This window comes from Pseudoduganella ginsengisoli (genome assembly GCF_009720865.1).
Lineage (GTDB): Bacteria > Pseudomonadota > Gammaproteobacteria > Burkholderiales > Burkholderiaceae_D > Rugamonas > Rugamonas ginsengisoli.
In genome coordinates this window covers 151,366-175,320 of sequence record NZ_WNLA01000014.1, presented here as the reverse complement: position 1 = coordinate 175,320, position 23,955 = coordinate 151,366, and the positions used below count along the sequence as shown (strand labels likewise).

Genomic DNA, 23,955 nt, shown 5'->3' with positions numbered 1-23,955 from the left:
GGGAAAATAGCATGACCGCCAACCGGTGGCCAAGAGACGTTTGGAAGCTGTACGCGGCAACCAATTACGGTATTCTGTCAGCTATACATCATTTGACGTTATAAAGAAGAGGGCGGCCAGCTTTCGCGGAGTATACCCCGCGAGAGATACAAGAGCAAAAACATGACAAAGAAGAAAGACATAGAATTTCTCCGTGTAACACACCTGCGCGGACCCAATATCTGGACGTACCGCCCGGTCATCGAAGCCTGGTTGGATATCGGCGAGCTGGAAAACTACCCCTCTGACAAAATCCCTGGCCTCTACGAGCGCCTGACGGCCATGTTGCCGCACCTGATCGAGCACCGTTGCGGTGTGGGCGAACGGGGCGGCTTCCACGAACGCCTGCGTGAAGGCACGTACGCTGGCCACATCCTTGAACACGTGGTGCTGGAATTGCAAAACCTGGCCGGCATGCGTACTGGTTTTGGCAAGACCCGCCAGACGTCGGAAGCCGGCGTCATCTATAAAATGGCGTTCCGCACGCGCCAGGAACAAGTGGGGCGCGCAGCCCTGGCTGCCGGCCGCGAATTGCTAATGGCCGCCATTGAAGACCGCCCGTACGACGTGGCGGCCACCGTGCAAAAGCTCACCGACATGGTGGAAAGCCTGTGCCTGGGCCCATCGACCAGCAATATCGTCGATGCCGCGACCGACCGCCGCATTCCATCGATCCGATTGACGGACGGTAACCTGGTGCAGCTGGGGCATGGCGCCCGCCAGCGCCGCATCTGGACCGCGGAAACCGATGCCACCAGCGCGATTGCCGAAGGCATTGCCAGCGACAAGGATTTGACCAAGTCGCTGCTGGCCTCGGCCGGTGTGCCGGTGCCGGAAGGCGAACTGGTGACCAGCGCAGACGCCGCATGGGAAGCTGCCGAAGACATCGGCGTGCCGGTGGTCGTCAAGCCGTACGACGGCAACCATGGCCGTGGCGTCACGCTGAACCTGACCGAAGAACAAGACGTGCGCGCCGCCTACGACCTGGCAGTGCAGCGCGGCGGCAGCCGCAACGTCATCATTGAACGCTTTATTCCGGGCAATGAGCACCGCTTGCTGGTGGTGGGCAAGCGCATGATTGCCGCCGCCATGGGCGAATCGCTGTGGGTCACCGGCGACGGCAAGCACAACATCCTTGAACTGTGCAATAGCCAGATCAATACGGATCCGCGCCGCGGCACCACGGAAGACAAGCCGCTGGGACTGGTGCAGCCGGACATTTCCGGTGAAATCATCCTGGAATTGCAGCGTCAAAACATGACGCATACATCCGTGCCGCACGCCGGCCAGCAAGTGCTGATCCAGCCCAACGGCAACGTGGCTGTCGACGTGACAGACCTGGTGCACCCGGATGTGGCGGAAATGGCCACCTTGGCTGCCCGCGTCGTGGGCCTGGACATTGCCGGCATCGACCTGGTGGCGCAAGACATTTCCAAGCCGCTGGAAGAGCAGGGCGGCGCAATTATCGAAGTCAACGCCAGCCCAGGCTTGCTGGCGCATTTGAAACCTGCCGAGGGGTCGCAGCCCCGTCCTGTGGGGGCTGCCATTGTCGACCAGCTGTTTGCCGCCGACGAAACCGGCCGCATCCCTGTGGTGGGCGTGGCCGGTGAACGCCATTCCGTGCTGATTGCGAAACTGACGGCATGGCTGCTGCAGGTGGCCGGCAAGATGACGGGCCTGGCCTGCGAAGAAGGGATATACCTGAATGGCCGCAAGGTGCCGCGCGGTCCGCTCTCCGCGTGGGATTCCGGCCAGCGCCTGCTGCTGAACCGCAACGTTGAAGCTGCCGTATTCCATAACGGCAACCGCATGATCTTGTCCGAAGGTCTGGCGTACGACAAATGCCTGGTCGGCATCGTCACCGACAGCAGCGGCCATGAAGACCTGGCGGAATTCTTTATCCGCGATGCGGACGACATGTACAGCGTGCTGCGTACGCAAGTGGATGTGGTGCTGCCGGAAGGCGCCGCCGTGCTGAATGCGGAAGACCCGCGCGTGGTGGAAATGGCTGACTTGTCGGACGGCTTCGTGATCTTCTATGCGCTGGATGAAAATACGCCGGCCATCGTTGAACACCGCCAGGATGGCGAGCGCGCTGTATTCATGCGCCAGAATGGCTTTGTGCTGGCGGCCGGCGCCAATGAAGTGGCTGTGCTGCCGCTGTCGTGCATGCCGGCCAGCCAAAAAGGCAATGAAGAAGCCGTGCTGGCCGCCATCGGCGCCGGCTGGGCGCTGGGCCTGGAACCGAGCCTGATTGCCGCCGCGCTGCGCACGTTCAAGGCCAACTGATAGACACCCCAAACAGGACAAGGTAATGGAAGTTAAACGCATCCGCGCGCTGCGCGGCCCTAATCTTTGGAGCCACCACACGGCAATCGAAGCCATCGTTTCCTGCTCGCCGCAGGAAGAGAACATCGATTTGCTGCCGGGGTTCGAAGTCCGCCTGCGTGCGCGCTTCCCGGGCATCGCTGCGCTGCAGCCGATCGGCCATAACGATGCGGTGCCGATGGCGCATGTGCTGGAACTGACGATGCTGGCGCTGCAAGCCGAAGCAGGCTGCCCTGTGACCTTCAGCCGCACCAGCCCGACACTGGAGCCGGGCATCTACCAGATGGTGGTGGAATACACGGAAGAAGAAGTGGGCCGTCTGGCCGTGGAACTGGCCGAACAGTTGATCAAGTCTGCGCTGGACGACACGCCGTTCGACCTGGCCGACGCGCTGCACCGCTTGCGCGACCTGGATGAAGATGAGCGCCTGGGTCCAAGTACGGGCGCCATCGTGCACGCTGCCGTGGTGCGCAATATCCCGTTCAAGCGCATGACCAAAGGGTCGATGGTGATGTTTGGCTGGGGTTCGCGCCAGCGCCGCATCCAGGCTGCCGAGATGGATTCCACCGGCGCCATTGCCGAGACCATCGCGCAAGACAAGGAATTGACGAAAAAACTGCTGGACGCGGCCGGCGTGCCGGTGCCGCATGGCCGTTCCGTCGAGGATGCAGACGATGCGTGGAAAGCCGCCGTGGAAATCGGCGTGCCAGACGTGCCGGTCGTGGTCAAGCCGAAAGATGGCAACCAGGGCAAGGGTGTCACGGTCAACGTCACCACGCGCGAACAGATCGACAAGGCGTTTGCCGCCGCCCGCGAATTCCGCGATGACATTCTCGTCGAGCGCTTCCTGCCGGGCCATGATTTCCGCTTGCTCGTCATCGGCAACAAGCTGGTGGCCGCCGCACGCCGCGATCCGCCGCACGTGGTGGGCGATGGCGTGCACTCGGTGCGCCAGCTGGTGGAAACCGTCAATGCCGACCCGCGCCGCGGTTCCGGCCATGCCACGTCCCTCACCAAGATCCGTTTCGATGACATCGCGCTGGAACGCCTGGCGCTGCAAGGCTTGAATGCGGATTCGGTTCCGCCGCACGGCCAGCGCGTGATCCTGCGTAACAACGCCAACCTGTCGACCGGCGGTTCCGCCACCGACGTGACGGATGACGTGCATCCGGAAGTGGCGGCGCGCGCCGTCGAAGCGGCGCAAATGATCGGCCTCGATATTTGCGGCGTGGACGTCGTGTGCGACAGCGTGCTGCAGCCGATCGAAGCGCAAGGCGGCGGCGTGGTGGAAGTCAACGCGGCGCCTGGCCTGCGCATGCACTTGTCGCCATCGTACGGCAAAGGCCGGCCGGTGGGCGAAGCCATCATTTCCGCCATGTTCCCAGAGGGCGACGATGGCCGTATTCCTGTCGTGGCGGTCACTGGCACCAACGGCAAGACCACTACCGTGCGGCTGACGGCGCACCTGATGGCGGCGTCCGGCCTGCGCGTGGGCATGACCAATACCGACGGCGTCTACATCAATGGCCGCCGCACCGACAGCGGCGACTGTTCGGGCCCGCGCAGCGCGCGCAATGTGCTGCAGCATCCGGATGTCGATGCGGCTGTGTTTGAAACGGCGCGTGGCGGTATCTTGCGTGAAGGGTTGGCGTTCGACCGCTGCAAAGTGGCAGTCGTGACCAACATTGGCGCGGGCGACCACCTGGGCCTGAACTACATCACGACCGTGGAAGACCTGGCGGTATTGAAGCGCGTGATCGTACAAAACGTGGACAAGAACGGCGTCGCCGTATTGAACGCGATCGATCCGATCGTGGCAGGCATGGCGGCTTCGTGCCGTGGCAAGGTCACGTTCTTTGGCGCCGACCGCGAGCACCCGGTTATCGCGACGCACATTGCGCAGGGCCGCCGTACCGTGTACGTGGACGATGGCTGCGTCGTATGCGTGGAAGGCAAGGCGGAAGAACGCATCCCGCTGTCGGAAGTCCCGATCACGAAAAACGGCGCGATCGGCTTCCAGGTTGAAAACGTCATGGCGTCCGTGGCGGCTGCCTGGGGCGCCGGCATTGACTGGGCATCGATCCGCAAGGGCCTGGCCACGTTCGACAACGATTCGGCCAATGCGCCGGGCCGTTTCAACATGTTCGACTTCAAGGGCGCGACCGTGATTGCCGACTATGGCCATAACCCGGACGCGATGCTGGCGCTGGTGCAGGCAGTCGATGCGCTGCCGGCGAAACGCCGCGCGGTGGTGATTTCCGGCGCCGGCGACCGCCGCGACGAAGACATCCGCCAGCAAACGGAAATCCTGGGCCGCGCCTTTGACGACGTGGTGCTGTACCAGGACGCGTGCCAGCGCGGCCGTGAAGACGGCGAAGTGGTGCGCCTGCTGCGCGAAGGCTTGAACGGTGCGCCGCGCACCACGCACATCGATGAAATCAATGGCGAATTTATCGCGATTGACACGGCGCTGAACCGTTTGCAGCCGGGCGACCTGTGCCTGGTGCTGGTCGATCAGGTGGAAGAGTCGCTGGCGCATATTGCCAAGCGGGTAGCGGAAGGCTGACCGCTTTGGCGTTGCAATGAAAGGCACCCTGACCGGTGCCTTTTTTTATACCGCTATGAACATTGAAGAATTGAAGCAGTGGCTGCGGGGCTTTCCGGAAGCGCTTGAAACGCTGCACAGCGAGCCCACTAACATTCTCACCTACAAGGTCGGAGGCAAGACCTTTGCCTACTTTAAAACCAGCGAACCGGAACGCTGGCGCTTCAGTTTTCGGACCACGCCGGACCGGTTTCTTGAGCTGACGGGCATGCCCGGCGTGAAGCCTGCGCGATATATGGGCCGCTATCACTGGGTGACCATCGTGCGTGTCGCGCAGTTCCAGGAAGATTATTTGCGGGAACTGGTGCAGTGGTCTTATGACAAGGCGCTTTCGCAGCTCAGCAAGGCAAAGCAGCGTGCAATCGGCGCGGACAGCGAAGCGGGCCAGCAATGACGTCACATACCTGCAGATGGCCTACGGCTGATAGCCGCTGGCCTTCAAAATAGCGGCAGGACTTTCCAGTTCCAGCAATTTGCGTATGGCCGCGTGTTTATCCGGTGCGCGCGCCACGTAGCTTTCCGCAATGCGCATACCGACCCAATAACCCGCTTCGCATGGCCAGCCGTCCAGCGCGTCGCCGCAATTGTTAAACCAGCGTTTGAAGCGAGAACTCGCGGCAGGGTCGGCCAGGCTGGCGGGATCCGCGTTGAGGGCCTGGCGGTCACGGCTGAATTCCTGCCATAGCCACGCTTCGCGCTGGCGCGCCCACCTGTCACGCTCCGGTTTCGGCACTTCTGCCATGACGAGGCTAGCAAGATAATCAGCAACCCCTTCCAGCAGCGCCTGCGACAGCAAGGGGTCCGTTTTCCATTCGTCCGGATCCTGCTGCCACGTGTGGACGGTTTCATGCGCAAAGTACATGCGCATATTGGTCCGGAATTGTTCGAACGTCGCGCCCAGCGGGCAAGCCACTTCCAGGCCGATCACTTGCGCTTCCGTGCTGGCGGTGCCGCCGGAATTCATACGGCCAAATACGGTTTCAATCCGGGGCAGCGGCCGCTCAGGCAGCAGGCCCGTGTAGCCCAGGTAGATCTGCTTCAAATCTGCTTGCAGTTGCGGCAGCCGTGGCAGGCATTCTTTAATCGTGTACCGGTACGTTTCCGGATCCTTGGCGACCTGGCGCGCCAGTTGCTGCGCGCCGGCAATGCGCATCGGTGTGAAAATCTGTACGCCGAGACCCCCGCCATCCAGATAGCCGCTCTGTAAGGCTTCTGCCGTCGGCAGCGTCTTGCCCTTCATCAGTTCGGCAAAACGCTGTGCGTCGCGCATGCCGATTTCTGCTGTGAGCGGATCAACCCCGGCAGCAGCGAATACTGCGCTACTGCACAGCGCGATGACAGGCATCAGGATATTTCTAATTTTCATCGTTTTAGCTCACTTGATTTTGAAAATGACATCGACTGACTGCGCCATCTTCATTGCACCCACCATTAACAAGTCCGACCTGTCCTGCTGCGGCCGTTTATTGTTAGCGCTGTTGAAATAGATATCGCTTGGCGCCAGGCCGACTGAACGGCTGATGTTTTTCACTTCACCCGACGAAATCCCTGCGACAGCGCCCACTTTTTTGCCGAAACCGGACGCCATGGCCTGCGCCTTGTCCTGTGCCTCGTGGACCGCCTGTGCGATGAGTTCCTGTTCGATTTTTTTGCGCTCCGTGGTGCCGTGCGTGGTGGCAAACGCATCGAGGTCAGGCTTGGCGATCAATGGTTCCATGATGGCGCGCCATTTACCGAGGTCGCGCACGTTAATGTGAACCGTGCACTTGACGTCGTATTCGGGCGCGGCAGGATCGGCGCCTTTGCGGAGTTCACGGCGCACGTCGCTGAACGTGATGTCGCTATCGGCGACGCCGTTGTCCGACATCAGTTGCTGGATTTCCGCCACGTGCTGCTGAATCAGCGCAACCGCCGCGTCGGGCGAGGCGCGAGAGGCGGAAATTTCAAAATCTATTTCACCCACATTCGGCTGCACAAAAACAAAAGCCTGGCCGCTGGCGTGGATAAACGGGTAGTCGGGGAGGGCGGATGCAGCGGTGGCGGATGGTGCACCAGCCGCAAGCGCGGCAGCCAGCAGCGGCGCCGCCAAGACAGACTTCAGCAAGATGTTCTCCAGTTATCGTTGCTTTTTTCATAAAAGCAAACTTTAACTAAAGACAATATTTCTGTCAAACAATCAGGCAGCCAGCGACACGTCAGGCAGCGCCGTCAGCCGCGCCGTCGTCCCTTCAATGAATTGCGAAGCAAACATGCGCTTCTCGACTTCGCCTTCACCCAGTTCAATCAGGTTATGCAGCAATTCCGCCGCCGCCGCCGCCATTTTCTGGATCGGCTGGCGCAAGGTCGTCAGGTTATAGCTGAGCCAGTTCGATGGTTCGACCGCGTCGAAGCCGGCTACCGACAATTGCGCCGGCACCGATAAGCCCAGTTCATGGCGCGCGTAATCAAGACAGCCGATGGCCATCACGTCGCTGCCGCAAATGACGGCGTCCGGCACGTGGCCCAGGCGCGAAATAATGTCGCGCAAGCCGCGCGCGCCGCTGGCGTAATCAAAATGGCCGCGCACAATGACGGGCGCGGGCAAGCCCAGTTCCGCAAGTTTGTCCGATGCGCCACGGCGGCGTTCGCTGCCGACTATGTTGTCCTCGGGGCCATCGACAATGGCAATAATGCGGTGGCCGGCGGACGCCAGGCGCGCCACCAGCATGTGGCCCGCTTCGTAATGGTCGCAAGCAACCGTATTGACGGCCTGGCCGCGCAAGCCGCGGTTGAATACCACCAGCGGCACGCGGCGGCGTTCAAATTCTGCAATTTGTTCATCGGTCAGTGTGGCGGCGGCAATCACGCCATCGACCTGGTATTGCCACACATCGTTCAGCACGGCGCCAATATCGGTTTCGCGCTGCAACGTGAACAGCAGCACGCGCTTGCCGCGGCGGCCGATTTGCTGGCTCAGTTCAGACAGGGCTTCCGGATAAGCCAGGTTGGCCATATTGGAAATGATCACGGCCACCATGTTGGTACGGCGCGTAATCAGGCTGCGCGCAGCCGCGTTGGGGATATAGTCCAGCGCTGCGGCGGCTTTCATCACGCGGGCATAGGTGGCCTTCGACACACTGGCGCCCGGCTTGAAACAGCGCGATACGGCGGATTGCGACACGCCGGCCACCAGCGCCACATCGTAGGACGTGACACGGCGGTTTTCTTTCTGGATTGCTGCTTTGTGCTCGGCAAGGCTCAGCGCAGGCGTGGATTGCTTTGTTCTCATCGTCTCGGAAGGGCCATGCCAACAAGCATGATTATAGTTGTGCTAAGAATATCTTACGGTCTTACCCGAAGGCAATAGTTTGCACGTAAATGAAACAAAATTCCAGCAAATTGACGCGTGGAAACTACTAAGCAGCAACTAGCGTTAAATTGCGCCAATTCTGTTATAATTCCGCCCCTTTTTAACGGAGGTAGGCATGGCCACAGCTTGCGGCGTTGATTTCGGCACGTCCAATTCCACAGTCGGCTGGGTGCGTCCAGGCCAGCCCACGATGCTGCCGCTGGAAGACGGCAAGGTCACGCTGCCTTCCGTCGTCTTCTTCAACGCTGACGACGATACTACCAGCTACGGCCGGGCCGCGCTGACGGAGTACCTGGCCGGCTACGAAGGGCGCCTGATGCGCTCGATGAAAAGCTTGCTGGGGACGTCGCTGATCGATGGCCAGACCGAAGTGGCGGGGCGCGCACTGCCATTCCGCACATTGCTGCAGCAATTCATCGGCGAATTGAAACGCCGGGCCGAACGTGAGGCTGGCCGCCCGCTGGCTTCCGCCGTGTTTGGCCGCCCTGTGTACTTCATTGACGACAATGCGGAAAACGACAAGCTTGCGGAACAGACGCTGGCCGACGTGGCCCGCGCCGTCGGCTTCAAGGACATCGCGTTCCAGTATGAACCGATTGCCGCCGCATTTGACTATGAATCCCAGATCAGCCGGGAAGAACTGGTGCTGATTGCCGACATTGGCGGCGGTACGTCGGACTTTTCGCTGGTGCGCCTGGCGCCGGAGCGCATGGCCAAACCTGACCGCCGCGACGACATCCTTGCCACGGGCGGCGTGCACATAGGCGGCACCGACTTCGATAAATATCTGAGCCTGTCGGCCGTCATGCCGCTGCTGGGTCTCGGCACGCAATTGAACGGCGGCGCGGAAGTGCCGTCGAGCTATTACTTCAATCTGGCCACGTGGCACACCATTAACCAGGCATACACGAAGAAAATGCACGCGCAGCTGGTGGAATTGCTGCGCGATGCGCGCGAACCGGAAAAGCTGGGCCGCCTGCAAAACCTGATTGAAGAACGGGCCGGCCACTGGCTGGCCATGCAAGTGGAAGAAGGAAAGATCGCATTGTCCGGCGCCGCCGGCGTGCAATTGCACCTGGATCGCCTGATTCCGCCGGTGCACGTGGACCTGACGCGCGAGGGCTTCAACGGCGCCATCAGCCACCTGGTGGGTTCCGTTGAACAGACCGTGCAAGCCATGCTGCGCGATGCGGGCGTGGCCGCTGATGCGGTCGATACCGTATTCTTCACGGGCGGCTCGTCCGGCGTGCATGCACTGCGCGAGCGCATTGCCGCCGTGGTGCCGAATGCGCGCCGGGTGGAAGGCGATTTGTTCGGCAGCATTGGCGCCGGGCTGGCGCTGGACGCCGTGCGCAAGTTCGGGGGCGCATGATGGCGGTGTACAGCAAACCCATTGTTATGCTGGACTTCGAGACCACGGGTCTGTCGCCGGACCATGGCGACCGCATTACCGAAGTGGCAGCGCTGCGGATCGAAGCAGGACGCATCACAGACCGCTATGTTTCGCTGGTCAATTGCGGCGTGCGGATACCGCCGTTCATTACCGGCTTGACGGGCATTACGCAGAAAATGGTCGACAGCGCGCCGCCGGCCAGTGAAGTGGTGCCGCAACTGGTGGAATTCATCGGCGGCGATATGCTGTCCGCCCATAACGCCAGCTTCGATGAAAAATTCCTCAACGCGGAAAGCGCGCGCGCCGGACTGGCGCCGCGCCACCTGGGACCGGTCTGTTCGCTGAAACTGGCGCGCCGCGTGTTTCCTGAACTGGGCAGCTACAAGCTGGGCACGCTGTGCGGCAGCCTGGGCATCCGCTTTAAAGGCACGGCCCACCGGGCCGAGGCCGATGCGGAAGTGGCGGCCGAAGTGCTGCTGCACATTGCGCGCCACCTGGGCCAGCGTTACGGCTATGCGGAAGTGGCGCCGGAGCTGCTGATGTCCGTGAATAAACTGGCGGCGGCCAAAGTGCACGCGTTTCTCAGCAAAGCTGGCGCTTAGTTGGCAAGTACGATACAGCCCGATACAGTGCGTTACGCGTTCCGTTAAAAAATGCTTGGAAAAATTGACGGACTGATTACAATACGCCCATTCATCTATACAAGCCATTCAAGCGTCGTACCGTGATCGTCAAACGCCATATCGCTTATGCCTTGCTGTCGCTGCTGCTGGTGCTATCCCAGCAGCTGGGGATTACGCACGCGATATCGCACCTGTCGGATCTCAGCCAGCGGCCGCAAGTGGCCGAGCGGGACGCCGTTGAGCAAAATTTCAGTGCGTCGAAAAACCTGGCGCTGGACCAGAATTGCGACCAGTGCCTGGCCTTTGCGCACATCGCCAATGCGCTTGATACACCGTCTTATACCTTCCCGGTCGTCGAACATTCGGCGCCATTCGTCCTGGTCGCTGACACGCCGCTAGCGTGCAAGCGCACCGTCTGCGTTTTCCATTCCCGCGCTCCGCCTTTCTTCGCCTGATTTCGTATTGCTTTCCGGGCCGCTGCGCTGCATTGCCAATACGCGCGCCGGCTCGCCTATACCTATACCAGACAGGAATCAAGATGTTGAAGAAAAGTGTCATCGTTGCGGCGCTGGCCGCTGTATTTGCCATGCCTGCGGCTTCCGCGAAGGAAACCAGGGAACTGGCGGAAATCCGCGAACAAATCCGCCAGATGAAAGAGGCGTATGAAGCACGCCTGGCGGCGCTGGAATCGCGCCTGGCCCAGGCGCAGGCGCAGGCTGCCGCCGCCCAGACGGAGGCGAAAGCCGCCAGCGCCACGGCCCAGCAGGCTGATACCAATGCCGCCGCCGCGCAAAATGCGGCCACCCAGCCGGCGGCTCCTGCAGTTGCCGCGGCACCGGCGCAATCGAACAGCAATGCGTTCAATCCGGATATTTCCGCCATTCTCGGCGGCTCGTTCCAGCGCCTGAAACAAGACCCGGAACAATACAGGGTGCAGGGCATGCTGCCACCTGGCGGTGAAACCGGACCGGGCGCCAAAGGCTTTAATTTGGGCGAATCGGAAATCACGCTGCGCGCGAATATCGACCCGATGTTTTCCGGCCAGCTGACGTTTGCGCTGACGCCGGAAAATGAAGCGGAAGTGGAAGAAGCGTTTATCCAGACGCGCGATCTCGGTGGCGGTTTCAATGTGAAGGCGGGCCGCTTCCTGTCCGCCATTGGCTACCTGAACAGCCAGCATAGCCACACGTGGGATTTCGCCGATGCGCCGCTGGCGTACCAGGTCTTCCTCGGAGGCCAGTTCAAATCCGATGGCGTGCAAGCCAAGTGGCTGGCGCCGCTGGACCAGTTCGTGGAGCTGGGTGTGGAACTGGGCAATGGCGCCAATTTCCCCGGCACGCCGCGCAACCGCAACGGCGCCAACTCGGCCGCCGCCTTTGCCCGCATCGGCGACGATATCGGCGAGTCGGCCAGCTACCGCGTCGGCGTCTCGCTGCTGCGCACGCATGCGGAGCAGCGGGGCTGGGAAGAAGATGGCCTGGCCCATGCATTCAGCGGCAAGACCAATACGTTGATTGCCGACGCGATTTATAAATGGGCGCCCAACGGCAATCCGACAGCGACGAATTTCAAATTGCAGGGCGAGTACTTCCGCAGCAAGGACAGCGGCAATCTTGAATATGACACGGCGCGTCCGGGCGGTCCGCTGGGCCGTGCATACAGCAGCGCTTACACGGGCATACAGTCCGGCTGGTATGCGCAAGGCGTCTACCAGTTCATGCCGAACTGGCGTACCGGCTTGCGCTATGACCGCCTGACGGCCGGCGCGCGCCATATCGGGCTGGTGGACGATGGCACGCTGACGGCGGACAGCTTCGCGGTGTTGCAGCCTTATTCGCCGCGCAAGACCAGCATCATGTTTGATTACAGCCCGTCTGAATTCTCGCGCCTGCGCCTGCAATTCGCGCAAGAAAAGTCCCGTCCTGGCGTCACCGACAACCAGGTCATCCTGCAATACATCATGAGCCTCGGCACGCACGCGGCCCACGCCTTCTGAGGAGCACCATCATGAAACTGCCTGCACCGATTACCGCCGCACTGGTTTCCTCCGCCTTCTTGTGGGCGGCGCCGGCCAGCGCCGCATTGAATGTCCTTGCCTGCGAACCGGAATGGGAAGCGCTGGTCAAGGAACTGGGCGGCGATAAAGTCAAAGTGTCGTCCGCCACCACGGCGCTGCAAGATCCGCACCGCGTGGAAGCCCGCCCCAGCCTGATTGCCCGTACGCGCAACGCCAATCTGCTCGTATGCACAGGTCTGGAGCTGGAAGTGGGCTGGCTGCCCGTGTTGATCCAGCAATCCGGCAACAGTAAAATCGCCGATGGACAGCCGGGTCAATTCCTGGCCGGGCCGCTGGTGCCGCGTCTGGACGTGCCTTCGAAACTGGACCGTGCGGAGGGCGACGTGCATGCCGCCGGCAACCCGCATATCCAGCAAAATCCCCGCAATATCGCGCTGGTGGCGACGGCGCTGGCCAAGCGCATGGGCGAACTCGATGCCGCCAACGCTGCCTATTACGATGCCCGCTACAAGGATTTCGCCGCACGCTGGACGGCAGCCACCACGAAATGGGAACAGCAGGCGGCGCCGCTGAAAGGTGTGCCGCTGGTGGAGCACCATAAAAACATGGAATACCTGATGGGGTGGCTGGGCATGCGCCAGGTCGGCACGCTGGAGCCGAAACCCGGCGTCGAACCATCGGCAGCGCACTTGAACGGTTTGCTGGCGCAGCTGCAAAAACAGCCGGCCAAGATGGTGGTGCGGGCTGCGTATCAGGATGGCCGCGCGTCGCAGTGGCTGTCCGAGCACGCAAAGATTCCTGCCGTCGTGCTGCCATTTACTGTTGGCGGCGATGACAAGAGCCGCGACTTGTTCTCGTTCTTTGACAGCACCGTGCAAAAACTGTTGGAGGCAAATAAATAATGGAAGGCGGTCTCGACCTGACCATCATCGTACCGGCGCTGGCTGCCGGTCTGCTGGTGTTGCTGACCCACGTACCGCTAGGCTCGCAAGTGCTGAAGCGGGGGATCGTGTTCATCGACCTCGCCATCGCGCAGATTGCCGCGCTGGGTGTCATTATTGCCGGCGTCGGTGACCTTGATCCGCAAGGATGGGCAGTGCAGGGCGCGGCCGCCTGCGCCGCCGTGCTGGGCGCATTGCTGCTGACGTGGACGGAAAAACAGTGGCCCGACGTACAGGAAGCGCAAATCGGCGTCCTGTTTATCCTGGCTGCCACGGCAGGCTTGCTGCTGGTCGCGCACGACCCGCACGGCGGCGAACACTTGCAGGATTTATTGGCCGGTCAAATCCTGTGGGTGCGTTATAGCCAATTGGTATTGCCGGCCATCGTCACGGGCGTGATTGGCCTGGCGCTGTATTTGCTGCACGGGCAGCTGGGACGCTTGCCGTTTTATCTGCTGTTCGCGCTGGCAGTAACGGCGTCGGTACAGCTGGTCGGCGTCTATCTCGTGTTCACCAGCCTGATCGTTCCGGCGCTGGCCGTGCGGCATTATGCCAAGCATCAGTTGCTGCTGGCGTATGCAATTGGCGCCGCGGGGTATGCCGCGGGGCTGGTGTTGTCCACGCTGTATGACTTGCCTTCCGGGGCGCTGATTGTTTGGTGCCTGACGGTGATTGCCGTTGGCGTGTATGCGGTGGGCCCCAAGCCGCTGACGCCGGCGCGGTCGCCGCATTGATGCTGGGCCGCCGGCGGGTCTCAAGCTTGCCGGCGATCGACAAACAAGCTGTTGCCGTGGATTTTCTTGGCCTGCTTTTTCGCGTCCGACGCCAGCGCTGCGATCTGGTGATGCGAATAAAACTGCTGCGGCTCCACGCGGATCGCCCCCAGCGATAAGCTCATCAGCGAATAAAACACTTTCTTCCCTTGCCGGTCTTCGCTGATGTAGCCGCCCTGTTCGCGGTCTTCCAGGCTGTAAAAATCCAGCACGCAGTGCTGAAAATCGGCCAGGATGCCGCGGCAGCGGCTTTCCCAGTCTTCGCTCTGGAACAGGATCATAAAGTCGTCGCCGCCGATATGGCCGACGAAATCGCGGTGCGGGTCGCAGTGCGCTGACAGGATGCGTCCCGTCATCTGGATCACGTCGTCGCCCCGGCGGTAGCCATACACGTCGTTGAAGGGTTTGAAGTGGTCCAGGTCGCAATAGCACACCCAGAAGCGCGTGCTGCTTTCCAGCAGGCGGTCGATATGTTCATTGATCGGCACATTGCCCGGCAATTGCGTCAGCGGGTTGGCATAGCGCGCCGCGTTGATTTGCATTTGCGTGATTTCACGCATCAAGTCGTGGCCTGTGCCCATGCCAACGTAGCGCCCCTGGTCTGTAATGATGAAACCATTGAACAAGTGGTGCGCATCGGATTCAACCATGCGGTACGACAGTTCCTGCAAACTGGTGCCCTTGTCGGCCACCAGCGGTTTGCCATCCATGAACTGGCGGCACGATTTACGGCCATACAATTCCCGCTGATATGGCCGCGCAAAGTGGTCGATCATGGCAAAACGCGTAATCAAGCCCAGTGGCATGCCGTCATCGACGACAGGGATGATCATCAGCTTCGGGTCTTGCATGAAGATGTCATACACGTCGTTGTTGTTCATGCCGGGCGGTACCGCCGCCACTTCCGTCAGCAATTTTTCTATCGTCGCCGGCTCGGTGATGCGCTGTGGGTAGACTGCCACGCCGTTGCGCGACAAGGCTTTGGCGACTTCGGCCGGCAGTGCGCGGGCGGGATTGGCGTGCGGGCGGCCCAGGTGGTAGCCCTGGCCGTACACGACATTCAAATCGCGCAGCACCAGCAATTCCGCCTGGGCTTCTATGCCTTCGGCGATCACCAGCGTGTCTGACTTGTCGGCAATTTCCTGGATCGACCGGACAAATTGCAGCTTCACGGGATCCTGGTGGATGCCCTGGATGAAGTGCATGTCGATCTTCACATATTCGGGGCGCAATTCCGACCACAGCCGCAGGCTGGAAAAGCCTTCGCCCAGGTCATCGATGGCGATCTGGAAGCCGAGGTTGCGGTAGTGCAGTACCGCGTCGCGCATCAATTCATAGTTGTACGTTGGCTGGTTTTCCGTCAACTCGATAATCACGCGGTCCGGATTGATGCCGATTTGCTCGATGTATTGCAGCGTTTCGCCGCGCGCTTCATCGCGCTGCAGCAGCAGGCATTCCGGGCTGACATTGAGGAACAGTTTGCCCGGCAGCTTCAACTCCGCGAAGCGTTCCAGCACGACGCGGCGGCACAGGTGTTCCACTTCCAGCGCCAGGTTGCAGGCGCGGGCGGCTTTGAACAGGTTCAGCGGGGAGTGCAGCGGACTGTCGGACGGGCCCCGGATCAAGCCTTCGTAGGCCATGATGGCGCCGCCCTGCAAATGGGCGATCGGCTGGAACAGGGCGGTTAATTGGCGGCGTTCGATAATATCGAGCAACTGTGCGCGCAGCATGGAGTCGGCTTCCGGCGTGGCGTCGGGTTGAAGGGCCGGCGATGCCGGGCGGCGCAGGTAGGCCACGTTGTTCACGATATGAAACTTATTAATGAAAAGACCAAAACATATTAGTGCGTCAATATGACAGGATGATGAATCGAAGAAACAGTTGCGCGGCAAGAATGGCGCAAAGGACTAGGGCGAATTTTGCTCTAGGGCTACAATAGAATGTCTCAATGACTGCCATTACCTGCCTGCCCATGGTTTACATCCGCCGCGCTGCTGTTTTCTTGTTGCTGGCCGCTGCCAGTTGTGCCGCCAGTGCGTCCGGGGTGGCGGTGCAAGTATCGGACAGTGCCGGCAATCCGCTGCCGGACACGGTGGTGTATGTGGAAGCTGAAAGCGGTGCGGCGTTGCCGAAGCCGTTGAAGAGTGCGGAGATCGAGCAAAAAGGCTTGAAATTCATTCCGCTGGTAACCGTGGTGCAAGTGGGCAGCCGGATCGACTTTCCCAATAACGACCGGGTGCGCCACCATATTTATTCGTTTTCCCCGGCGCACAAATTCGACCAGAAACTGTACTCTGGCACCAGCGCGTCGCCGCAAATCTTCGACAAGGCGGGTGTCGTTGTCCTCGGCTGCAATATCCACGACAAAATGGTGGCGTATATCCGCGTGGTTGAAACGCCGTATTACGGCAAGACCGATGCTGCCGGCGTGGTGCGCATCGACGTGCCCGCCAGCGGCAAATATGTGCTGAAAGTGTGGCACTACAACATGGCGGGCGGCCAGCCGCAAGAACAGCCGCTGGCGCTGAAAGCCGGCGATGCGCTAGCCACCGCCACGTTCAGGCTGGCCTTGAAGCCGCCGGCGGCGGAAGCGGCGCTGTAGGAACCGCCATGCGTGCACGCCTGCATTTCCGCAGCCTGGAAAGCCGCATCCTGACCCTGTTCATGCTGCTGATCGTGGCGGTTCAAGTGATCGGCTTGCTGGTGATCCAGCGCGGGATTGAATCCAACGCGCGCGCCGCGATTGCACAGGAACTCACGAACGGCAGCAAGGTGTTCCGCCGCCTGCTGGACCAGAATGCGCAAAGCCTGCGTTTTGGCGCGCGGCTGCTGGCGCGCGACACGGCATTCGTGGCCGCCATCGGCAATAACGATGAGACGGACCGGGCCACCATTGAATCCGCACTGGCCAACCACGGCCGCCGCATCAAGGCGTCGGCGTCGATGCTGGTCAGCGCCGAGCGCACCATCAGCGCCACCACCAGCGAAGTGCAGGCGGCGGGGTTGAAAAAACTCGTGCTGGGCATGCTGGACCAGGCGGAAGCGTCCGACGGCGCCAATGGCATCGGCATCGTTGACCGCTATCCCTACCAGGTGGTCGTCATGCCGGTCAAAGCGCCGATCGTGATTGGCTGGATTGTCATGACATTCCCCATCGACCGGCAGATTGCTGATGAAATGCGCAACATCAGCGCCTTGCATACGTCGATAGTGACGCGCGACAGCAAGGGCCAGTGGCTGCCGGTCGGCTCGACTTTCCCTGTGCCGGTGGCGACCGAGCTGGTGCAGCACATGGAATCGGCCAAACCCGGGCCGGATGGTGCATTTGAAGTGGAGCTGGCCGATGGCCTGTATAGCGCGCGGCGGCTGGCCATCGGCGAAGACGCGGGGCAGGGCGTGTCAGTCGTGCTGGCCCGCTCATTTGATGAAGCCATTGCAGAATATTCGCGGCTCGAGCGTTGGCTGCTGGGACTGACGGTGGCGGGCATCGTGATTTCAGCCAGCGTCAGTGTGGTGACGGCCAAACGCATTGCGCAGCCGATCCGTGAACTGGTCAGCGTGGCCAAACGCCTGGAAAAGGGCGACTACAAGGGCCAGATCGAGTTCGTAAGGGAAGATGAAATCGGCACACTGGCGCACGCTTTCGACAGCATGCGGGAGGGCATCGCCCGCCGCGAACAGGAAATCCGCCGCCTGGCATATTGGGATACGCTGACCAACTTGCCGAATCGCGCACAATTCGTGGTGCATTTGGAAACCTCCATTGCCGACGCCCGCAAGCGCGAATCATCCGTGTTTGTGCTGATGATGGACCTGGACCGCTTCAAGCATGTCAATGACGTCATGGGCCATACGTTTGGCGACGCGCTGTTGCGGCAAGTGGCCGAACGCTTGCAGCTGACATTGACCAGCCGCCGCAACACGTCGGCGCAGGTGGCCCGCCTCGGCGGCGATGAATTTGCCGTGCTGTTGCCGAACTGCGATTTACAGCTGGCGCAACTGGTGGCGCGTGAACTGCTGGCATCGCTGGAAACGCCGCTGTCGCTGGACGACCAGATGGTAGACATTGGGGCCGGTGTCGGCATCGCCGGGTATCCGCTGCATGGCGATGGCGCGGAACAGTTAATGAGCCTGGCCGAAGTGGCCATGTACACAGCCAAGCAGCGCACCGAAGGCGCGGTCGTGTATGACGCAGTGTTTGACCAGTCCAGTGCGCAAAGCCTGTCGCTGTTGACGGAATTGCGCAATGCGATCGAGCGCAATGAATTCCGGCTGTTTGTGCAGCCCAAGATTTCACTGGCCACGGGCAAGGCGGTGGGGGCGGAAGCGCTGGTGCGCTGGGTGCATCCGGAACGGGGCAATGTATTCCCGGACCAGTTCATTCCCTTTGCAGAGCAGACTGGCTTTATCCGCGTGCTGACGCGGTGGATGATGGAGCAGTCGGCCATCCTGTCGCACGAACTGGCCAGCCAGGGTATCCATCTAAAGCTGTCCGTGAATTTGTCCACACGGGATTTGATGGACCAGGATTTGCCGGCCAAGTTTGCCGATGTGCTGGCGCGGCATCAACTGGGGCCATCCGCGTTTTGCCTGGAAATCACGGAAAGCGCCATCATGGATGACCCGGTGCGCGCGCAGCAGACGCTGGAACGCCTGCACTTGATGGGCATGGATTTGTCGATTGACGATTTTGGCACGGGCTATTCATCGCTGGCGTATCTGAAGCGCTTGCCCGTCAATGAATTAAAAATTGATAAATCGTTTGTGCTGAACATGGAGCACGATACGGGTGACGCCAAGATCGTCCGCTCCACCATCGACCTGGGCCACAACATGGGCTTGCGGGTCGTGGCCGAGGGCATCGAAAGCGAAGCCGTGTGGCGCCTGCTGGTGCTGATGGGTTGCGACCAGGCGCAGGGCTACTTCATGAGCCGGCCGATTCCTGCCAGCGGGCTGGCCCAATGGATCCGCCAATGGCAGCCGCCGGACGGACTGGCGGAAGATCCTGTGGCTTCTGCCGCCAAATAATCCTTGTTCCAAACCCGTTGAGAGCGTAACTTATTTGTCACAGTTACGGATATCATCATACGCAGTGCGGTGATCCCGCCACAATTCCAAAACATTGACGAGAACGAGACTATTCCCCATGCGACTGAAACGCGCTTCCTTGATTTTCGCCCTGGCTGCTGCCTTTGGCGGTTCCGCCATCGCGCAAACCTGCCCGGCAACCGGCCCTGCCGTCAGCTATCCGGTGACGAAAAAAGTTGACCAGCAAGACAATTACCACGGCACGACGGTCGCCGACCCTTACCGCTGGCTGGAAGACGCCAACAGCGCGGAAACCAAGGAGTGGGTCGATGCGCAAAACAAGGTGACGCAGGCGTACCTGGCGCAAATCCCGAACCGCGAAGCCATCAAGCAGCGCCTGACCAAGCTGTGGAATTACGAGCGTTTCAGCGTCACGTACAAGGAAGGCGGCCGCTATTTCTATAGCCGCAATGATGGCCTGCAAAACCAGTCCGTGCTGTACACGATGAAGTCGCTGAACGACAAGCCGCGCGTGCTGCTGGACCCGAATACGCTGGCTGCCGATGGCACCGTGGCGCTGGCCGGCACGGCCGTCAGCCCGAATGGCAAATACCTCGCATACAGCACGGCCGCATCCGGCTCGGACTGGAATGAAATCCGCGTGCGCCACATCGATAGCGGCAAGGATACGGAAGACCACATCAAGTGGGTGAAATTCTCCAGCACGGCGTGGGCCCATGACGGTTCCGGCTTCTATTACAGCCGCTACGACGAACCGACGGAAGCGACCAAACTGGCCGGCGTCAACTACTTCCAAAAGCTGTATTTCCACAAGCTGGGCACACCGCAAAGCGCCGATACGCTGGTCTACGACCGTCCAGACCAGAAAGAGTGGGGTTTTGGCGGCGCCGTCACCGATGATGGCCGCTACCTGATCATTACGTCGTCGCAAGGCACGGAACGCAAGGCCCGTATCTTTTACAAGGACTTGAAACAGAAAGATGCGAAAGTCACGGGCTTGATGGAAGCGTTCGACGCGGCCTATGACTTCATCGATAACGATGGCCCGGTGTTCTACTTCCGCACGGATAAAAATGCACCGCGTTCGCGCATCATTGCAGTCGACGTGCGCAATCCGGATCCGGCCAACTGGAAAGAAATCGTGGCGGAAGCGCCGCAAACGCTGGTGTCGGCCACCATCGTCAATCACCAGCTGGTGGCCGATTACCTGGCCGATGCGCACAGCGCCGTCAAAGTGTTTGATTTGAATGGCAAGTTCGTGCGCGACGTGGAATTGCCAGGCATCGGTTCCGTATCCGGTTTCGGCGGCAAGCGCAGCGACAAGGAAACCTTTTACTCATACACCAGCTTCACCACCCCGGCGACGATTTACCGCTATGACATGAAGACGGGCAAGAGCACCGTGTACCGCCAGCCAAAAGTCGACTTCGACCCGTCGCAATTTGAAACGCGCCAGGTGTTCTACACCAGTAAAGATGGCACCAAAGTGCCGATGTTCATCGTGTCGAAAAAGGGCATCAAGCTCGATGGTTCGAACCCGACTTACCTGTACGGCTATGGCGGCTTCAATATCCCGCTGACGCCATCGTTCTCGGTGGCGAACCTGGCGTGGGTGGAAATGGGCGGCGTGTATGCGATGGCCAACCTGCGCGGCGGCGGTGAATACGGCGAAGCGTGGCACAAGGCCGGCACCAAGCTGCAAAAGCAAAACGTGTTCGATGACTTCATCGGCGCGGCGGAATGGCTGGTGGCCAACAAGGTGTCGTCGCCAGCGAAACTGTCGATTGGCGGCGGCAGCAATGGCGGCTTGCTGGTGGGCGCTACCATGACGCAGCGTCCGGATTTGTTCGCCGCGGCGATTCCTGCCGTGGGCGTGCTCGATATGCTGCGCTTCCAGAAATTCACCATCGGCTGGGCGTGGACGTCGGACTACGGTTCGTCGGACAATGCGGAAGAATTCCAGGCCCTGTATAAATACTCGCCGCTGCACAACCTGAAGCAGGGTTCGTGCTACCCGGCGACGATGGTGGTCACGGCGGACCACGACGACCGCGTGGTGCCGGCGCACAGTTTCAAGTTTGCAGCGGCGGCACAGGCGGCGCAAGGCGGCGCCAATCCCATCCTGATCCGCATTGACACCAAGGCTGGCCACGGCGCAGGCAAGCCGACCAGCAAACAAATTGAAGAAGTCACGGACCGCTGGGGCTTCCTGTCGAAAGCGCTGCATATGCCTGTGCAGGACGCTGCCGCCGCCAGCGGCGCGCAGTAAGCTTTTGCCTATCCCCGCCCAGCGCGGGGATCCATGCTGTGCGGGCCAACCGGTCTTGCACAGCGCAGGTCCCCGCGCCGGCCATGGTCCGAATTGACTTCATCCACTATGCTCCCGACCCGACCTGTTTCGTATTTACTGGCCACACTGCTGTTGACGGCCGTTCCCGCTTTCGCTGCCACCCCGGCGGCGCCCACCAAAACCCTGCAAGAACAGACGCAAGGGCTGGCAGCACAAGCCGGCTTTATTGACCTGTGGCGCGATACGGCGCAAGGCCGCGTGCTGCTGGGCGTCTCTGCGCTGGACCAGCCATTCCTGCTGATGAGCTCATTGCCCTATGCACTGGGTTCGAACGACGTGGGCCTGGACCGCCGCCAGTCCGGCGACGTCAAAATGGTGCGCTTCCAAAAGCACGGCGCCCGCCTGTTCCTGGTACAAGACAACACCCGCTTCATGGCGAATTCGACGGATGCGGACGAGCGGGCGGCCGTGCAAGAATCGTTTGCCGGCGCCGTGCTGTGGGCCGGCGATATCCTTGCCAGTGAAGGCAACCGCCATCTGGTGGACTTCTCGTCATTCCTGCTGGCGGACCAGCATGGCGTGTCGGCCCGGCTGGCGGAAACCAAGCAGGGCGCCTATGCCGTCGATGCCAGGCGCAGCGCCGTGCTGGCTGCCGACGCCAAAGCCTATCCGGACAACATTGAGCTGGAAGCGTTGCTGACATTCCAGGGCCCGGGCCAGGGCGAATGGGTCAGGCAGGTAGCGGCGGATCCGAACAGCCTGACCATGCGCCAGCACATCAGCATGGTGCGCTTGCCGGACAGCGGCTACCATCCGCGCGCCTACCACCCGCAATCGGGTGGCTTCGATACCGGCTACTATGATTACGCGACGCCGCTGGCGTCCAGCCTGGACGTGCGCTGGCAGGTGCGGCACCGGCTGGAAAAGACGGACCCGAACGCCGCCGTCAGCACGGTGAAAAAGCCGATCGTGTATTACGTGGACCGCGGCGCGCCGGAACCTGTGCGGTCGGCGCTGCTGGAAGGCGCGCGCTGGTGGGCTACGGCCTTTGAAAAGGCAGGCTTCAAGGATGCGTACAAGGTTGAACTGCTGCCGGAAGGCGCCGACCCGATGGACGTGCGCTACAACATCATCACGTGGACGCACCGCGCCACCCGTGGCTGGTCATACGGCAATGCGCTGTCCAACCCGCTGACGGGGGAAATCATCCGCGGCGCCGTCACGCTGGGCTCGCAGCGCGTGCGGCAGGATATCCTGATTGCGGAAAGCTTGCTGGCGCCCTATGGTAAGGAGGGTAGCAAGGAAAAGCTGGCCGAACAGATGGCGCTGGCCCGCCTGCGCCAGCTTTCCGCCCATGAAGTGGGGCACACGCTGGGCTTCGCACACAACTTCGCCGCCAGCCGCCATGGCAATGGTTCGGTCATGGATTACCCGCATCCGGTATTAAAGCTGACGGCGCAGGGGGACGTGGACCTGGCTGACGCGTATGGCGCGGGCGTGGGTCCGTGGGACGATTACATTGTCAAGCACGTGTATGGCCAGTTTGCCGGCGATGAACAGGCGGCGCTGGCGCAATTACGGCGCGAAGCGCAGGCGGCCGGCATGACTTACGTCAGCGACGCTGACGCGCGTTCGCCCAGTGCGTCGCATCCGCATGGCTTGCTGTGGGACTTCGGCCCCGACATCGTGAAAACGTGGGACAGCCTGGCCGCCGTGCGCAAGCGCGCGCTGGAAAACTTCAGCTTCAACGTCTTGCCCGATGCGCGCCAGGCCGGCGAAATCGAAGCGCGGCTGGTGCCGGTCTACCTGCTGCAGCGCTATCAGGCCGAAGGGCTGGCGCGCCTGCTGGCCGGCGGTGAATTCGACTATGCGTCGGTATCGGATATCCGTACCGGTATCGCTCATGGCGGCGTGCGCCCCGTGCCTGCCGCCACGCAGCGCGCCGCGCTGAACAAACTGGCATCGACGTTGCAGGCCGAATACCTGGCGCTGCCGCCCAAGGTGCTGGACGTGCTGACGCCGCCGTCGCAAGGGTATGAACGCAACAAGGAATACTTCGATACCCGCATGGGCGGCGTGTTTGATGCCTTGTCGGCAGCGGAGGCGGCTGCGGCGCACAGCGCGTCATTCCTGCTCGATGCGGGCCGCTTGAACCGCATTGCGTGGCAGCATGCGCGCGACGCCGCGCAACCGGGCGTGGCCGAAGTGCTGGACGTGCTGGTGCAGCGCACGTGGCGGCGCGACGCCGTGCCTGCGTCGCTGGCCGGCGGCGAAGCCGTGCAACTGGCCGCCAACTGGGTGGTGCTCGATACCATGCTGCAAACGCTGCAGGGAGGCAAGCTGCACGCGGGTGTCGACGCGGAAGTGCGCACGGCATTGGCCGGCTTGTCAGGCTGGCTGGTGAAAAACGGCGGCAAAGGCGTGACCGCATCCAGCCGCAAGGAAGCGTCGGCGCTGATCAACGCTTACTTGCAAGATCCGCGCAGCGTGAAATTGCGCAATCTGCCGACCGTGCCGCCGGGCGCTCCGATTTGATGCGCCAGCCTGG

The 23,955-nt window shown here is 61.3% G+C and carries 17 protein-coding genes; 13 read left to right on the top strand and 4 right to left on the bottom strand.

The features are described 5' to 3' along the window. The first annotated feature begins 162 nt into the window (after positions 1–162). The 3 genes from GM668_RS19750 to GM668_RS19740 are packed head-to-tail and all read left to right on the top strand — an operon-like array spanning position 163 to position 5,366. On the top strand, positions 163–2,328 hold the full coding sequence (locus GM668_RS19750; RefSeq protein ID WP_155440662.1) for a cyanophycin synthetase: 2,166 nt from the start codon (positions 163–165) through the stop codon (positions 2,326–2,328). Positions 2,329–2,353: 25 nt separating this feature from the next. Then, on the top strand, positions 2,354–4,933 hold the full coding sequence (cphA, locus tag GM668_RS19745) for a cyanophycin synthetase (RefSeq protein ID WP_155440661.1): 2,580 nt from the start codon (positions 2,354–2,356) through the stop codon (positions 4,931–4,933). 16 nt (positions 4,934–4,949) lie between these two features. After that, positions 4,950–5,366: an MmcQ/YjbR family DNA-binding protein gene (locus GM668_RS19740; RefSeq protein ID WP_229499568.1), complete on the top strand. Its 417-nt coding sequence runs from the start codon at positions 4,950–4,952 to the stop codon at positions 5,364–5,366. Positions 5,367–5,387: 21 nt separating this feature from the next. Here GM668_RS19740 and GM668_RS19735 read toward each other — a convergent pair whose 3' ends face one another. The 3 genes from GM668_RS19735 to GM668_RS19725 all read right to left on the bottom strand — a co-directional run bounded on the left by GM668_RS19735 (position 5,388) and on the right by GM668_RS19725 (position 8,240). Beyond that, a complete protein-coding gene (locus GM668_RS19735) occupies positions 5,388–6,338 on the bottom strand; it encodes a gliding motility protein GldB-related protein (protein WP_155440660.1) in 951 nt (316 codons plus the stop codon). Positions 6,339–6,347: 9 nt separating this feature from the next. Beyond that, a complete protein-coding gene (locus GM668_RS19730) occupies positions 6,348–7,076 on the bottom strand; it encodes an SIMPL domain-containing protein (protein WP_170305720.1) in 729 nt (242 codons plus the stop codon). Between the two features lie 72 nt (positions 7,077–7,148). Continuing rightward, positions 7,149–8,240 carry a LacI family DNA-binding transcriptional regulator gene (locus GM668_RS19725; protein ID WP_155440658.1) on the bottom strand — a complete coding sequence of 364 codons (1,092 nt, stop codon included), beginning with the start codon at positions 8,238–8,240 and terminating at the stop codon, positions 7,149–7,151. A 196-nt stretch (positions 8,241–8,436) separates the two neighbouring features. Between GM668_RS19725 and GM668_RS19720 the strand changes: the two genes are divergently transcribed. The 6 genes from GM668_RS19720 to GM668_RS19695 all read left to right on the top strand — a co-directional run bounded on the left by GM668_RS19720 (position 8,437) and on the right by GM668_RS19695 (position 14,029). Continuing rightward, positions 8,437–9,693, top strand: a complete 1,257-nt coding sequence (locus GM668_RS19720; RefSeq protein ID WP_155440657.1) for an Hsp70 family protein — start codon at positions 8,437–8,439, stop codon at positions 9,691–9,693. Further along, the gene (locus GM668_RS19715; protein ID WP_155440692.1) at positions 9,693–10,316 is read left to right on the top strand and encodes a 3'-5' exonuclease; all 624 of its coding nucleotides are present in this window, start codon (positions 9,693–9,695) and stop codon (positions 10,314–10,316) included. Before GM668_RS19720 ends, GM668_RS19715 begins: the two co-directional genes overlap by 1 nt. A 122-nt stretch (positions 10,317–10,438) precedes the next feature. Beyond that, complete coding sequence (locus GM668_RS19710) at positions 10,439–10,792, top strand: hypothetical protein (RefSeq protein ID WP_155440656.1); 354 nt, start codon at positions 10,439–10,441, stop codon at positions 10,790–10,792. 83 nt (positions 10,793–10,875) lie between these two features. Next, positions 10,876–12,333, top strand: coding sequence for a TonB-dependent receptor (locus tag GM668_RS19705; protein ID WP_155440655.1), 1,458 nt, complete (start codon positions 10,876–10,878; stop codon positions 12,331–12,333). An 11-nt stretch (positions 12,334–12,344) separates the two neighbouring features. Further along, positions 12,345–13,256 (top strand): metal ABC transporter substrate-binding protein, encoded by a 912-nt coding sequence (locus GM668_RS19700; protein WP_155440654.1) that lies wholly within the window; start codon positions 12,345–12,347, stop codon positions 13,254–13,256. After that, the gene (locus GM668_RS19695; RefSeq protein WP_155440653.1) at positions 13,256–14,029 is read left to right on the top strand and encodes a metal ABC transporter permease; all 774 of its coding nucleotides are present in this window, start codon (positions 13,256–13,258) and stop codon (positions 14,027–14,029) included. The genes GM668_RS19700 and GM668_RS19695 overlap by 1 nt, the downstream gene beginning before the upstream one ends. A 20-nt stretch (positions 14,030–14,049) precedes the next feature. On the opposite strand, the gene GM668_RS19690 is transcribed toward GM668_RS19695, so the two are convergent. Then, positions 14,050–15,798: a GGDEF domain-containing protein gene (locus GM668_RS19690; protein WP_155440691.1), complete on the bottom strand. Its 1,749-nt coding sequence runs from the start codon at positions 15,796–15,798 to the stop codon at positions 14,050–14,052. Positions 15,799–16,016: 218 nt separating this feature from the next. Between GM668_RS19690 and GM668_RS19685 the strand changes: the two genes are divergently transcribed. The 4 genes from GM668_RS19685 (at position 16,017) to GM668_RS19670 (ending at position 23,942) form a co-directional block, all read left to right on the top strand. Next, positions 16,017–16,670: a methylamine utilization protein gene (locus tag GM668_RS19685; RefSeq protein WP_229499566.1), complete on the top strand. Its 654-nt coding sequence runs from the start codon at positions 16,017–16,019 to the stop codon at positions 16,668–16,670. Positions 16,671–16,678: 8 nt separating this feature from the next. After that, positions 16,679–19,096 carry a bifunctional diguanylate cyclase/phosphodiesterase gene (locus tag GM668_RS19680; RefSeq protein ID WP_155440652.1) on the top strand — a complete coding sequence of 806 codons (2,418 nt, stop codon included), beginning with the start codon at positions 16,679–16,681 and terminating at the stop codon, positions 19,094–19,096. 118 nt (positions 19,097–19,214) lie between these two features. After that, on the top strand, positions 19,215–21,386 hold the full coding sequence (locus tag GM668_RS19675) for a prolyl oligopeptidase family serine peptidase (RefSeq protein WP_155440651.1): 2,172 nt from the start codon (positions 19,215–19,217) through the stop codon (positions 21,384–21,386). A gap of 108 nt (positions 21,387–21,494) precedes the next feature. Beyond that, entirely contained in the window at positions 21,495–23,942 is a 2,448-nt protein-coding gene (locus GM668_RS19670; protein WP_155440650.1) for a zinc-dependent metalloprotease, read from the top strand. Positions 23,943–23,955 lie beyond the last annotated feature (13 nt).